Raw genomic sequence first — 13,033 nt, forward strand, 5'->3', positions numbered from 1 at the left:
GAGCGGGGAGAAATCTGGCCGTACGCGGGGAATCCCGTGGCCATCAGTGGGGCGGTAAATGGCCGCCTATGGGGAGCTTGTCATGGCCGCCGTCAGTCAGCTCCCGTGCCCTGCAGATCATGGGCGTCGACGAGAGCAGCCCCAACCCCGAGGACGGCACCTACGTCCGTGACGCAGACGGAAAGCTGACCGGCGTCCTGTACGAACTGGCATCCAAGATCGTCGAGGACGCGATGATCGCCACCATCACGGACCCGGACGAGCGCCACAAGGTTTCCTTCAAGACCGCACTACAGATGGTCAACGCCTTCGGCATCACCGCAGCGCAGGACGCCGGCACCCTCGAGTACGCCCTGCAGACACTCTCCGCACTCGATGACGACGGACAGCTCACGGCATGGATCGTGGCCTCTCTTCCCGCCCGCCCCTTCTTCGAGGAAGGACGCGTCGGCGAGGAACTGTACGCCGCAGCCGCCCCCTACCGCCGCCCGCGCCTTCGCCCCGACTTCGTCAAGCTCTTCCTCGACGGCGTCCCCATGACCAGAACCTCGGCCATGCTCGAGCCGTACCTGTGCCACGGCGATCACGAGGACCCCGAATACAGGGGAGATCCGTACTGGTCACGTGATGACCTCGTGCGGACGCTGGAACGCTGCTACGAACTGGGACTCGGCGCCAAGCTCCACGCTGCCGGAGATGCATCGGTACGACTGGCCCTCGACGCCATCGAAGAGGTCCGCTCCACGCACGGAGAAGGGCCGATCTTCCAGATCGCGCATGTTGTCTACGTGGACCCTGCCGACATCCCCCGTTTCGTCGAACTCGGGGTCATCGCGGACGCTTCCCCCTACATCTGGTACCCCAGCGTCATCAACGACAGCCTCGCCACCCAGGTGCCCAGCACGACGATCGAGCGCAGCTGGCCCCTGAAGGCGCTGGTGGAAAGCGGCGCCGTGGTGGCCGCCGGCTCCGACTGGCCGGTCGTACCCTCGCCCAACCCCTGGGTCGGCATGGAAACCCTCGTCACGCGAGCTCAGCCTGGTGCGAGCGATTCCGATGAGCTCAACCCCTCCCAGCGCCTGACACTGCCCGAGGCCATCGCCGTGTTCACCACGAACTCCGCCAAAGCCATGGGGCTCGGCGATGTCGCCGGGGCGCTGCGGCCCGGCCTGTCTGCAGACTTCATCGTCCTGAACCAGAACCTCTTCGACGTGGACCCCGGCGAAATCCACAGAACAGAGGTCGACCTGACCTACTTCCAGGGGAAGAACGTGCACGAGCGGGAGACGAAAGGTAACCCACAGTAGTTGATCGCCTCTGTAGTGCTTGGCGTCTCCTGAAGCTGTTGAGGACGTGTGGCATCGAGAGCATGCTTGAGGAAATCGCCGGTTGCGCCGGCGGACGCGGCGTAGTGAGAGCCGGACAGATGAAGACGGACGCCACGGCATCGCTCAGATCGTCCGCAGCGGGATCGGAACCTCGTGCCGCTGCTCTGGTGACGGATGCCCGCGGCGTTGTCACTGCCTGGAGCGAAGACGCTCAAACCTTGTTGGGGTACGCGGGGCGTGAGGTGGTCAACCGGCCGCTTTCTCGCCTGATCCACGGTGTTCCGCCGGACCTTTTCGCGCAGCACGAGCGCGGGGAGTGGTCGGGAGCGGTCGCCACCCGAGCCCACGACGGGCGGGTGGCGGAACTGCGGATGCATGCTCGGGCGCTGGTGACCGGCAGCGGATCAAGGCAGTGGGTTCTGACGTTCAACGCACCGGAAACCTTCCCGGAGGGAGCCGAGGACGGCGCCCCCGGCGATCCGGCCCTCAAGCAGTGGGCCATCGAGCAGCTCCCGCTCCCGATGGCACTCTTCGATCGCCAGGGTCTCTGCCTTGCCGTCAATACGGAAATGACTCGGGGCATGGCGAAGGGGGAGCAGGAGCTCATCGGCCTTCGCATCGGATACCTCGCGGCCGATGAGAAGATCGAGGGCCTGGAAGGCATCGACGAGGCCCTCGATCGGGTCTGGCGCACCGGCGAAGTGGTGCTTTACGAAGCCTACTTCCGTCTTCCTGGCGATTCCCGTGCGCATGGCTGGCTGGCCATGTTCTATCCGGTACGGGATGCCACGGGGACCGTCCGGGCGGTGTCGCTTGCCGGGATGGACGTCACAGAGCAGTTCAGGGCCCGCCGGCACCTTGCCGTGTTGAACGCGGCCGGGATGCGCATCGGAACGACGCTCGATGTGAATCGCACGGCTGACGAGCTTGCGGAGATCGGTACCGAGCAGTTCGCCGACTTGGTGCTCGTCGATCTGCTCGACAACATCGAGGACTATCAACGCAGCCAATGGCGTCAAACCCGCGACCGCCTGCTCTTCCGCCGGGCAGCTCAGCGTTCCGTCCTTCCAGGATGCCCGGAAGCGGTGGTCCCCATCGGAGCCGTACACGGCTACCACGATGACTCACCCCCCGGGCGAGCACTCGCCTCCGGCCGGGCATCGCGTCACGTCATCGACGAAACAACCATCACGGCATGGGCCGCCGGCTCCCCGGAGCGCGCGCGAAGCATCCGTGACCACGGAATCCACTCCCTGATAGCAGCCCCCCTCCAAGCCCGAGGCATCACCTTGGGCCTGGCGCTCTTCTGCCGGCACCGAACCCAGGAGCCCTTTGACGATTCGGACCTCCGCCTGGCCGAGGAACTGGCTGATCGCGCAGCCGTCTACATCGACAACGCCCGCCAGTACACCAGGGAAAGAGACATCGCCCTTGGCCTGCAGCGCAGCATCCTTCCTCAAGGGGATGCCCGCCAGTCTGCCGTGGAAGTGGCCTGGCGCTACCTGCCGGCCGACCCCAGTATCGGTATCGGCGGAGACTGGTTCGACGTCATTCCCCTGTCGGGGGCGAGGGTCGCACTGGTTGTCGGAGACGTGGTGGGCCACGGCATCGGCGCCTCCGCCACCATGGGCCGCCTCTGTACGGCCGTGCGCACCCTCGCAGACATGGAAGTCGCCCCCGACGAACTGCTGACCCAGCTTGATGATCTCGTGCTCCGTCTGGACCGCGACGGCACGACGAGTGACTTCACACCAGGAGGCCGAGGCGCGGGGGAGGTCGGTGCCACGTGCCTGTACGCCGTGTATGACCCCGTGTCGCGCCGGTGCTCTGCCGCGCGAGCCGGCCATCCAGTGCCGGTTCTGGCCTCACCCGGCGAAGAAGCGAAGTTCCTGGACATCCCGGCAGGCCCTCCCCTCGGAGTAGGCGGACTGCCGTTCGAGATCACTGAATTCGACGTCCCCGAGGGGAGCGTCCTGGCCTTCTACACCGACGGGCTCGTGGAGAGCGCCCACGCGGGAAACGAGGACGGAACCGCTGCGCTCTGTGAACTCATAGACCCCCGAAAGTCCTTGGGGGACCTGTGTGACCAGGCACTGCACACGCTGCTTCCCGATCTGCGCACCGACGACGCAGCCCTACTCCTGGCCAGAACGCGAGAGCTGGGACCCGACCGCGTCGCGACCTGGGATCTTCCCTCCGAGCTGGAGAGCGCATCCCGCGCCCGCGAGCTGGCGACTCACCAACTCGCGGAGTGGGGACTTCAGGAAGCCGAGTTCGTCGCCGAACTCGTTGTCAGCGAACTGGTGACCAACGCCATCCGGTACGGCCACGCACCGGTCCGACTCCGGCTGATCCGAGACGTCAACCTCATCTTCGAAGTCAGCGACGCCAGCAGCACCGCGCCTCACCTACGACGTGCCCGGACCTTCGATGAAGGTGGCCGCGGACTCTTCATCGTCGCTCAGCTCACGCAACGCTGGGGGACCCGTCACACCCGGAACGGCAAGACCATCTGGGCCGAGCTGGCGATCGACGACATGTCCGGCTGATCCCGGGCTTCGAGTCCGCACTGCCCTGCATGATCACGCGCGACGCCCCCGGAGGAGCCCTGCCGGACTGATAGCCGGAGTGGGCCGATTAGAATATTTACTCAATGAAAACTTTCTGAACTAGTCGTATGGATTTTTGTTAGCCTTACTTCCGTGGCGAGCTCCTTTGGCTCGACTGGCATGGGGTCCCGGCGCACAGGTGAGACGGGTCATCCCCCTGCGCCATCAGATTCCACGTCGGAGGGGTTGTCTTGATCCAGTTGGCCTCGGTGAGGCGGACCCTGTGAGTGTCGGAGCCTCCGGCAAGCGCACCGCTGCGCTCGCCATGATCGGGCCTGCTTCGTGGGGCACGACGTACATAGTCACCACCGAGCTGCTGCCTCCAGGGCGACCGCTGCTGGCGGCGACCCTGCGCGCATTGCCCGCCGGCCTACTCCTGTTGGCCGTGACGCGTTCCCTGCCCCGCGGGTCCTGGTGGTGGCGAAGCACCGTACTCGGGATGCTCAATTTCGGCGCGTTCTTCCCGCTCATGTTCATCGGCGCGTATCGATTGCCAGGCGGTGTTGCCGCCACGGTGACCGCCATCCAGCCGTTGCTCGTCACTGCTTTCGCGGCTGTGCTCCTGGGCGTTCGGTCGAGTGTGAGAACCGTGGCCGCAGGCGTTGTGGGAGCGGTCGGGGTAGCGCTCATGGTGCTGAGTGCGCAAGCCCGGCTGGACTCAATCGGCGTAGCGGCCCAGGTCACAGCCATCGCGATGATGGGACTAGGAGTGGTGCTCGCGAAGCGATGGGGGCGCCCGCCGGGCGTATCCCTGCTCGCCTTCACCGCATGGCAGCTGACGGTGGGAGGCCTTGCACTCGTTCCGGTCATGCTCGTGGGCGAGGGGGTCCCCGGACACCTCACCCCCACCAACCTGGCTGCGTTCGGCTACCTGTGCATCATTGGGACAGCGGTGGCGTATGCCCTTTGGTTTCACGGAATCGAGCGGCTCCCCACCTCCTCCGTCTCCTTCCTGGGACTGGCCAACCCTGTGGTGGCTACCCTGGCAGGTGTCATCTGGCTGGACCAAAGCCTGAGCGGCTGGCAGCTGTTCGGTCTGGCACTGGTCCCGGTCAGCATCGCAATGGGTCAGGACTGGTCGATGCGGCGGCGAGCCGCCGCTGCCCCGGCGTTCCCTCCACCCGCCGAAGCGCGATATGAGTCGCAGTAGGAATCACTCCACTGGCGATCCCAAATCGAACACCCGCGCCTCCCTCGCCGATCAGGTTCGATGCTTGGCCTCGAAGTGAAGGGAGTGGGCGGCGATCTTCTCCAGCAACCTGATCAGCGTCCCCTGCTCCTCTTTGCTGAGAGAGTCCGCCCACTCCCGTTCGCGCTCGTTGTGGGCCTGGAAGGCGGTGGTGATCGCCTGCAGGCCGCTCTCGGTGAGACTGAGGTGGACCGCGCGTCCGTCGCGCGGCGAGCGTTCCTTGGTGACGAGGCCGTCTCGCTCCAGCGTGTTCACCAAGGCCGAAACCGCCGCACGGCTCATCCCCGACAGTTCTGCGACCTTCTTCGCCTCCACAGGCCCCGACAGCCAGATGGCGAATACCACCCGGAATCCGGGCCAGGACCAGCCGTGCGGTCGGTGGATGGTCGATTCCAGGTCGTAGACCACCATGCTCGAGGCCCGGTGGAGGGTCAGCACAAGACGCATGGCGAGCGGGTCGATACCGGGAAGTTCGCGAGTCGCGCGGCTGACTGCATGATCGATGAACGACCAGAAATGCAGTTCCTCGTTGTCCGGGACATCATGGCTCACACCAGGAGTGTAGGCGGGACCACCGCACCGACCTGCGGTGCGTCGTCATCGCGTACCTGCGCCGAGCGGCTGCCCCCAAGAGCATCTCGGTGCTCAGCCCAGCCAGGCCGCTTGGGGCTTTCCTCGGTGGGCCTCGTAGCCGCCCTCCGCCCTCAGGCCGGCCCCGGGCCGGCTGCCAAGGCTCGACGACAGTAGTCGGCGAATGCCGTGGCCCGCCTGGTGGGCTTCGCGTGGGCGGGCCAAGCTAGCAGGACAGGCATGTCCGGCACCGGTTCCCGGATGGTGCATGCGACCAGTGGAATGCCCTCGTAGCTGACACCCGAGGCTGGACGCTGGATGAGAAGGGAGTAGCCCAGGCCTCGTGCAACCAGCGACCGCACCGTCTCGAAGCTGCTCGTCGTGTGCCGGATCACTGGTCGTATGTCGAGTGACTCGAGCAACTGTGTGAAGTAGTGCCGGCTCGGTGGATAGTCCAGCAGGATCATGGAGTCGTCAGCAAGATCGTGCAGGCTCACCGAACCCCGCTGTGCCAGCGGATGCGCGCGGGGGAGAAGGACGTGCGGACGGGTGCTGTACAGCTTCTCGACGTGTACGCCCGGCTGCAGGTCGAGATCGTACAGCAGTGCCAACTCGCAGCTGCCGTTGAGAAGGTTCTCCTGTAGCTCGACTTGTGAGCCTTCCGTGAAGCTCAACTCCACCGTCGGGTGCTCCTCGGCGAATCCCTCCAGTACGCCAGGCATCAGGAACGGGGCCAAGGTCGTGTAGCAGCCGATGGTCAGGCTTCCGGAGAGCTGCCCACCCAAGCTCCTGGCGCTGGAGACCAGTTCATCGGCGTGGGCGAGCAGCGGGCGGGCGTCGGCGAGCACGGCCTGACCCGCCTGAGTGATGGTCAGCCCCTTCGCCTGACGGCGTAGGAAAAGCTGGACTCCGAGCGTGCGTTCCAGCTCGCTGATGGCCAGAGAGACCGTCGACTGGGAGATGTGTTCACGTGCCGCGGCGCCGGCGATGGTTCCCGCTTCGGCTGCCGCAACGAAGTATGTCAGCTGCCGTAGTGAGAGCGTCATGGCCCATACCTCAGAATTCCTGTGGTTGTTTCCAATCAATTCAAGGATTCCAGAGTATTCCCCGCTCACGCCGCGTGCCTCACAGTCGTGGCAATCCCGATGTGGCCGACACCCCTGTGAGGAGCCGCCATGCCCATCGCAAGGAATCTCACCAGCAAGGACCTCTACACGGACCCGTACCCCCTCTACCGCGAGCTCAGGGATCACGAGCCCTGGGCCTGGTCGAACGGGCTCGGCATGTGGCTCGTCAGCCGCTACGAAGACGTCGTCTTCGTCGACGAACACCCCGAGATCTTCACCGCCCACCAGGAGAACTCCCTTGCTGAACGCACCATGGGACTGGTGATGATCCGCACCGACGGCGAAGCCCACCGCAGGCTGCGCTCTGCCGTGGACGGGCCGCTGAAGCGACGCAACGTACGGGAACAGTGGTCGGAGGCACTCACCTCACACGCGAGGCAGCTCGCCGAACAGCTTGCCAGGACAACGGATTTCGACCTGGTGGCGGACTTCGCGGCGCCATTCGCCGCAGAGGCACTCATGCAGGCCGCCGGCCTCACCGACGTGACGACCGAGGCGGTGGTCGAGTGGTCGGGCGCCTTCATCGCAGGCCTGGCCAACCATGACAACGACCCCACCGTCTGGGAGCGCGCCGAACGCGCCAGGACCGAAGTGGGGGAGCGGGTCCGTGAGGCCATCGCCCGAGTGTCCGGCACACCGGACTCCACCGTGATCTCCGCGATGGTGCACGCCGATGTCTCCCGGCCGCTGACGCCCGAGGAGATCCCCACCCAGGTGCGCCTCATGATCGCCGGCGGTTTCAATGAGCCGTGGCACGCGCTGGCCACCCTGGTCTGGAAGCTGTGTGCCGAGCCGGCACTACGCGACCGGGTCCTGGCCGACCCCGAAGCCCTCGACGCCGCCATCGAGGAGACCATGCGCTGGCTCACCCCCGTAGGCGCCTTCCCGCGGCAGCTCGCCGTCGACCACACCGTCGGCGACGTGACCCTGCGGGCCGGAGACAAGCTGCTCGCACTCGCCGGCTCGGCCAACCGGGACGAGCGGAAGTTCACCGCTCCAGACACCTTCGACATCGACCGCACCAACCTCAACGATCACCTCGCCTTCTCGCTCGGGGCCCACTACTGCCTCGGCACCTACCTGGCACGCGAGCAGCTGCGCACCGCGGTGCCCGTGCTGTTCTCCACGCTGTCAGGTCTGCACGTCACCCGGAATCCGAACCTGTCCGGCTGGATGTTCCGCGGACCGGAAGCAGTCCACATGCGCCACGACGCCCAGCACGCGAAGGGAGCCGCACAGTGATCAAGCTCTGCCCCGTAGCAGCCCTCACCCCCGGCACGGTCACCCGCATTGCCTCGCCCGACCTGCCCGTTCCTCTCGCGCTCATCAAAGTCGGCGAAGAAGTCTTCTGCATCGACGACACCTGCTCCCACGAGACGACATCGCTCTCCGACGGCTGGCTCGAGGGCCACGAGGTCGAGTGTCCATTGCACGAATCGCGCTTCGACATCCGCACCGGCAAGCCCGACTGCCCGCCGGCGCGGCGCCCCATCCGCACCCACGTCGTCCAAATCGTTGACGGCATGGTGTGCATCGAAGAGGCATCGCTGGAACCGGCCGTAGAGAGCACACGATGACCACGATCGCCGTCGTCGGCATGGGGCTTGCCGGAACCCGGGCCGCCGAGGCCCTGCGCATCGAAGGCTACGACGGACGTCTCGTGCTCGTCGGCGAGGAAACAACCGAGCCCTACGACCGGCCTCCGCTGTCCAAGCAGATACTGCTGGGCAAGCAGGATCTGCGAGACATAGAGCTGACGGACGAAGCATCTCGCGCCGCGCTCGACGCCGAGTGGCTGCTCGGCGCACGCGCCACCTCTCTCGATGCGACCTCCCGACAGCTCACCCTTGCCGACGGACGGACTCTGCACACGGATGGCGTGGTCATTGCGACAGGAGCCCGCGCCCGCAGAATCCCCGGCGTGCCGGACCTGAACGGCGCACACACGCTACGCACACTCGACGATGCCCTTCGACTGCGCGACGACCTGTCCCGACCGGGACGGCTCGTCGTGGTGGGAGGCGGTTTCATAGGCGCGGAGGTCGCCTCCACGGCACGCGCCCTCGGTCACGAGGTGACCATCGTCGAGGCCGAGTCGATCCCTCTGCTGCGTCAGCTGGGGGCGGCCGCAGCCGGAATCCTATGCCGCCTGCACACGGACCACGGGGTTTCCCTGGTGACCGGTGTAGGTGTCACAGGTCTCCTCGGTGCGGACAGAGTCCGTGCTGTGGTCTTGTCCGACGGCCGCACCCTGCCAGCAGACCTCGTGGTCATCGGGGTGGGTGCCGTGCCCAACACCGCATGGCTGGCTGGCTCCGGCGTTGTCTGCGACAACGGCGTACTGACGGACGAGTGGTGCCGCACCACCGTACCCGGAGTCGTCGCGGCGGGAGATGTGGCCGCTTACCGCTGCCGCAGCGGGCGACTGCGCATTGAGCACTGGACGAACGCCCGTGACATGCCCGCCAGCGCAGCCAGATCGCTGCTGGCCACGATGCGAGGACAGGACCCCGCGACGCATCCGGCTCACGACCCGCTGCCCTATGTGTGGTCCGACCAGCACGGCGTGCGCGTCCAGATCGCGGGCCGACCTGGACAGGACGATGCGCTGGAACTCGTCTCCGGTTCCTTCGAGGACTCCTTCGCGGCCGTGTACCGCCGCGACGGCGACGTCTCCGGCGTCCTCGCCGTCAACAGCCCCCGGGAGTTCGGGAGGCTGCGGCGGGACCTCCGCAGCACTTGGGAAACCCGCTAGTCCGGAACGCGCCGGCTCAGCTCATTCATCTTTCGAGAGGAACACCGAGATGTCTCATCAAGTCCGGGCCGTCATAGCCCGCAGCAAGGGCGCACCGGTATCGGTGGAAACCATCCTGATACCCGATCCGGGACCAGGCGAGGCTCTGGTCAAGGTACAGGCCTGCGGAGTGTGCCACACCGACCTGCACTACCGGGAAGGCGCGATCGGCGACGACTTCCCCTATCTGATCGGTCACGAGGCCGCCGGAGTCGTCGAGGCAGTCGGCGCTGGAGTCACCGACGTCACCCCCGGCGACTTCGTCATCCTGAACTGGCGTGCAGTATGCGGACGTTGCCGTTCCTGCCGACGCGGTCAGCCCCAGTACTGCTTCGACACACACAACGCACGGCAGAAGATGACGCTGGCAGACGGCACTCCCCTGACGCCCGCACTCGGCATCGGCGCCTTCGCGGAGAAGACGCTCGTTGCAGCCGGCCAGTGCACGAAGGTCCCGCAGGTTCGGCCCGAAGCAGCAGGGCTACTCGGCTGCGGGCTCATGGCCGGCCTCGGAGCCTCGCTCAACACCGCCGCGGTCACCCGGGGGCAGAGCGTCGCAGTGATCGGCTGTGGCGGAGTCGGCAACGCGGCGATCGCTGGCGCTCACCTTGCAGGAGCATCCAAAATCATCGCTGTCGACATCGACAACCGAAAACTGGCACTGGCCCAGACGTTCGGCGCCACACACACGGTCAACTCCCTTAAGGACGAACCGGTGAAGGCCATCCGCGAGCTGACCGAAGGGTTCGGAGCGGACGTCGTCATCGACGCCGTGGGACGCCCCGAAACCTATCTACAGGCCTTCCACGCCCGAGACCTGGCCGGCACCGTCGTCCTGGTCGGAGTTCCCACCCCGGACATGAAGGTGGAGGTACCGCTCCTGGACGTCTTCGGGCATGGTGGCGCGCTGAAGTCGTCCTGGTACGGCGACTGCCTTCCCTCGAGAGACTTCCCCACGCTCGTCGACCTGTACCGGCAGGGGAGACTGGACCTGGACGCCTTTGTCACCGAGACGATCCCCATAGAAGAAGTGGAGAAGGCCTTCGAGAAGATGCACTCAGGTGAGGTACTGCGGTCCGTGGTGGTGCTCTGAGTGGCAGCAAAGGTCGAACACCTCGTCACCTCCGGCACCTTCAACCTCGACGGAGGCACATGGGAAGTGGACAACAACGTCTGGATCGTCGGAGACGACCAGGAGGTCCTGGTCATCGACGCCGCCCACGACACGGAAGCAATCGCCGCAGCCATCGGCGACCGGCGGCTGACCGCAGTCGTGTGCACCCACGCACACAACGACCACATCAACGCAGCCCCTTCGCTCGCCGACCGCTTCGGTGCACCGATCCTGATCCATCTGGACGACCGCATCCTGTGGAGGCAGACCCATCCCGATCGGTCCCCGGACAGCTACCTCGCCGACCGCCGTCGGCTCACAGTCGCCGGAACCGAACTCACGGTGCTGCACACCCCCGGTCACAGCCCTGGAGCCATCTGCTTGTACGCGTCGGAACTAGGCGCCGTCTTCACGGGCGACACCCTCTTCGCAGGTGGCCCCGGCGCCACTGGGCGGTCCTTCTCGGACTTCCCCACGATCATCCGCTCGATCCGGGATGAACTCCTGTACCTCCCGGCGGACACTCGAGTGCATACCGGACACGGACAGAGCACGACCATCGGGTCCGAGGCCCCACACCTGGAGGAGTGGATTGCCCGAGGACATTGAGCGGACCCAGGGCATCGGAGACCATCCCGACGCCCCGATAGGCTCGCATCAGGCACCCTCCCGACTGATGCCCTACGCAGCCCTTACTGTGTGACAGCGTGGGCCGCGCAGCAGGGAAGAAGCAGGAAACCTGCTTGCCCTCGACTGCGCTGTCCCGTCATGCCGTACTAACAGAAGGGGCATGCCGAGACGGCTGAGGCCCCGGCCGAAGCCGCGCCCTCGTCCGCTTCGCCAGCCGGCGCGGCAGGCCCGGAAGCCGCCTCTGGACGCGCGCGCAGGTCAGCCCCACACTGGGCAGACAACACCGGCCAAGGCACATGGGGGGCCGATGAAGGAGGTAGCCGATGTCCACTGACGCGGACACCACGGCAGACGCCCCCGGTCAAGTGGATCGCTTCCAGCAACTGGCCTCCGACGCCTTCGCGCCGCTGCGCATCCGCCCCGACGCTCCCGGGACGAGCGGCAGCCTGCATTGCGCGAAGCCGGGCGAGGTGGTGGTCACCCGAATTGTCGGCGGGCCATGCACGGTGCAGCGGACAGGTTCCCTCATCGGCTCCCGCGACCGGGAGCTGTTCAAGGTCGCGCTGTACGGGAGTGGACGGGCCGGAGTCGAGCAGGACGGGCGGCAATGCCGGCCGGGTCCGGGCGACCTCGTCGTGTACGAGACCGCAAGACCGTACGAGCTGCGCTTCTGGGACCCCTTTGACCTTGTGGTGCTCGGCATTCCCCGAGCGTTGCTTGGCCCGCACGCTGATCGGCTCGCTTCCCGCACCGCGTCCGTGGTACCTACCGACGGCGGCGGAAGACGGCTGGCTGGCGCTCTGCTGCGCGACGCCGCTAGTGACCTAGACGCGATCGGAGGCAGAGGAGGACCGCACCTGGCCGACGCGCTCGTTTCTCTGGTCCTGACAGCTGTGGCGGAACAGCCGTTCTCCGTACGCCCCCAGGACGATTTCGCGGAGCGCATCCTCGCCTACTGTCTGGGAAGGCTTTCTGACCCCAGGCTTTCCCCAGAATCGGTGGCCCGCGCCCACAACATCTCGGTGCGCTATCTCCACAAAGTCCTGCAGCAGCGCGGCATCACTCTCGCTTCCTGGATCCGCAGAAGCCGGCTCGAAAGGATCCGGCGTGACCTGGTTGACCCCGACCTCATGGGTCGCAGCGCGTCCGTGATCGCCGCCCGTTGGGGCGTCCTCGACGCCACTCACCTCAGCCGAGCACTGCGCGCGGAGTTCGGACAGAGCGCGGCTGAGATCAGGAAGGCCGCGTCCGGTAACCAGCCGGCCCCAGGATGAAGCGGCTTCGGAGGCGGAGCCTGGGGACACGGCGGCTCTGCACAAGGACGGAGCCGGTCTACCTCGAAAACGGCATGGGCGGTCGATACTCACCGCATCCGATCCAGAGCATGCGTGCACAGGGCTTCTGCAGGCGCTGACGGGTCTCTGATTCCTCAGGTGAGAGCCAGCAGCCGTGGCACGGCTGGGCAGTTGCACCGAGCCGAGCCTGCTTGCCTTGCTGTTAGCTTGGGCTGGCACCGTCGGTCCAAGCGTGGGCGTGCGGTCGCGCCCTGCCCATAGATTCGCCAGTCCCCTCGGCGCCGACGACGGTCGGGGGGGCGGCCCGGGGGGGGGCGGCCCCGCGCCCCGCCCGGGTGTGGGGGGAGCAGGGCACGCGGGTGCCGCGGAGCGTGAGC

The 13,033-nt window shown here is 66.5% G+C and carries 11 protein-coding genes; 9 read left to right on the plus strand and 2 right to left on the minus strand.

Annotated elements, in window-relative coordinates; translation table 11 throughout:
- The first annotated feature begins 68 nt into the window (after nucleotides 1–68).
- From ACWGN5_RS25705 to ACWGN5_RS25715, 3 genes are all read left to right on the plus strand, one after another.
- Nucleotides 69–1,307: an amidohydrolase gene (locus ACWGN5_RS25705; RefSeq protein ID WP_453519337.1), complete on the plus strand. Its 1,239-nt coding sequence runs from the start codon at nucleotides 69–71 to the stop codon at nucleotides 1,305–1,307.
- 62 nt (nucleotides 1,308–1,369) lie between these two features.
- Nucleotides 1,370–3,877: a SpoIIE family protein phosphatase gene (locus tag ACWGN5_RS25710; RefSeq protein ID WP_453519214.1), complete on the plus strand. Its 2,508-nt coding sequence runs from the start codon at nucleotides 1,370–1,372 to the stop codon at nucleotides 3,875–3,877.
- A gap of 283 nt (nucleotides 3,878–4,160) precedes the next feature.
- On the plus strand, nucleotides 4,161–5,087 hold the full coding sequence (locus ACWGN5_RS25715) for an EamA family transporter (protein ID WP_453519216.1): 927 nt from the start codon (nucleotides 4,161–4,163) through the stop codon (nucleotides 5,085–5,087).
- A gap of 51 nt (nucleotides 5,088–5,138) precedes the next feature.
- Here the strand turns inward: ACWGN5_RS25715 and ACWGN5_RS25720 are convergent, their stop codons facing one another.
- Together ACWGN5_RS25720 and ACWGN5_RS25725 are read right to left on the minus strand one after the other, a co-directional pair.
- Nucleotides 5,139–5,678 carry a MarR family winged helix-turn-helix transcriptional regulator gene (locus ACWGN5_RS25720; RefSeq protein WP_453519218.1) on the minus strand — a complete coding sequence of 180 codons (540 nt, stop codon included), beginning with the start codon at nucleotides 5,676–5,678 and terminating at the stop codon, nucleotides 5,139–5,141.
- A gap of 152 nt (nucleotides 5,679–5,830) precedes the next feature.
- The gene (locus tag ACWGN5_RS25725) at nucleotides 5,831–6,742 is read right to left on the minus strand and encodes a LysR family transcriptional regulator (protein ID WP_453519220.1); all 912 of its coding nucleotides are present in this window, start codon (nucleotides 6,740–6,742) and stop codon (nucleotides 5,831–5,833) included.
- A gap of 129 nt (nucleotides 6,743–6,871) precedes the next feature.
- Between ACWGN5_RS25725 and ACWGN5_RS25730 the strand changes: the two genes are divergently transcribed.
- The 6 genes from ACWGN5_RS25730 to ACWGN5_RS25755 all read left to right on the plus strand — a co-directional run bounded on the left by ACWGN5_RS25730 (nucleotide 6,872) and on the right by ACWGN5_RS25755 (nucleotide 12,635).
- Nucleotides 6,872–8,065, plus strand: a complete 1,194-nt coding sequence (locus ACWGN5_RS25730) for a cytochrome P450 (protein ID WP_453519223.1) — start codon at nucleotides 6,872–6,874, stop codon at nucleotides 8,063–8,065.
- The gene (locus ACWGN5_RS25735) at nucleotides 8,062–8,400 is read left to right on the plus strand and encodes a bifunctional 3-phenylpropionate/cinnamic acid dioxygenase ferredoxin subunit (protein WP_453519226.1); all 339 of its coding nucleotides are present in this window, start codon (nucleotides 8,062–8,064) and stop codon (nucleotides 8,398–8,400) included. The genes ACWGN5_RS25730 and ACWGN5_RS25735 overlap by 4 nt, the downstream gene beginning before the upstream one ends.
- Nucleotides 8,397–9,578 carry an NAD(P)/FAD-dependent oxidoreductase gene (locus tag ACWGN5_RS25740; RefSeq protein ID WP_453519228.1) on the plus strand — a complete coding sequence of 394 codons (1,182 nt, stop codon included), beginning with the start codon at nucleotides 8,397–8,399 and terminating at the stop codon, nucleotides 9,576–9,578. Before ACWGN5_RS25735 ends, ACWGN5_RS25740 begins: the two co-directional genes overlap by 4 nt.
- 49 nt (nucleotides 9,579–9,627) lie before the next feature.
- Nucleotides 9,628–10,710 carry an S-(hydroxymethyl)mycothiol dehydrogenase gene (locus ACWGN5_RS25745; protein WP_453519231.1) on the plus strand — a complete coding sequence of 361 codons (1,083 nt, stop codon included), beginning with the start codon at nucleotides 9,628–9,630 and terminating at the stop codon, nucleotides 10,708–10,710.
- Nucleotides 10,711–11,340, plus strand: a complete 630-nt coding sequence (locus ACWGN5_RS25750) for an MBL fold metallo-hydrolase (protein WP_453519232.1) — start codon at nucleotides 10,711–10,713, stop codon at nucleotides 11,338–11,340.
- Between the two features lie 344 nt (nucleotides 11,341–11,684).
- Nucleotides 11,685–12,635 (plus strand): AraC-like ligand-binding domain-containing protein, encoded by a 951-nt coding sequence (locus tag ACWGN5_RS25755; RefSeq protein WP_453519235.1) that lies wholly within the window; start codon nucleotides 11,685–11,687, stop codon nucleotides 12,633–12,635.
- Nucleotides 12,636–13,033 lie beyond the last annotated feature (398 nt).

The sequence above is a fragment of the Streptomyces sp. NPDC055815 genome, assembly GCF_053616475.1.

Bases quoted from the DNA above. Each gene is read 5' to 3' on its own strand.
- ACWGN5_RS25725 (WP_453519220.1), bottom strand. From the start codon at position 6,742: ATGACGCTCTCACTACGGCAGCTGACATACTTCGTTGCGGCAGCCGAA.
- ACWGN5_RS25730 (WP_453519223.1), top strand. From the start codon at position 6,872: ATGCCCATCGCAAGGAATCTCACCAGCAAGGACCTCTACACGGACCCG.
- ACWGN5_RS25740 (WP_453519228.1), top strand. From the start codon at position 8,397: ATGACCACGATCGCCGTCGTCGGCATGGGGCTTGCCGGAACCCGGGCC.
- ACWGN5_RS25745 (WP_453519231.1), top strand. From the start codon at position 9,628: ATGTCTCATCAAGTCCGGGCCGTCATAGCCCGCAGCAAGGGCGCACCG.
- ACWGN5_RS25705 (WP_453519337.1), top strand. From the start codon at position 69: ATGGGGAGCTTGTCATGGCCGCCGTCAGTCAGCTCCCGTGCCCTGCAG.
- ACWGN5_RS25755 (WP_453519235.1), top strand. From the start codon at position 11,685: ATGTCCACTGACGCGGACACCACGGCAGACGCCCCCGGTCAAGTGGAT.
- ACWGN5_RS25710 (WP_453519214.1), top strand. From the start codon at position 1,370: ATGCTTGAGGAAATCGCCGGTTGCGCCGGCGGACGCGGCGTAGTGAGA.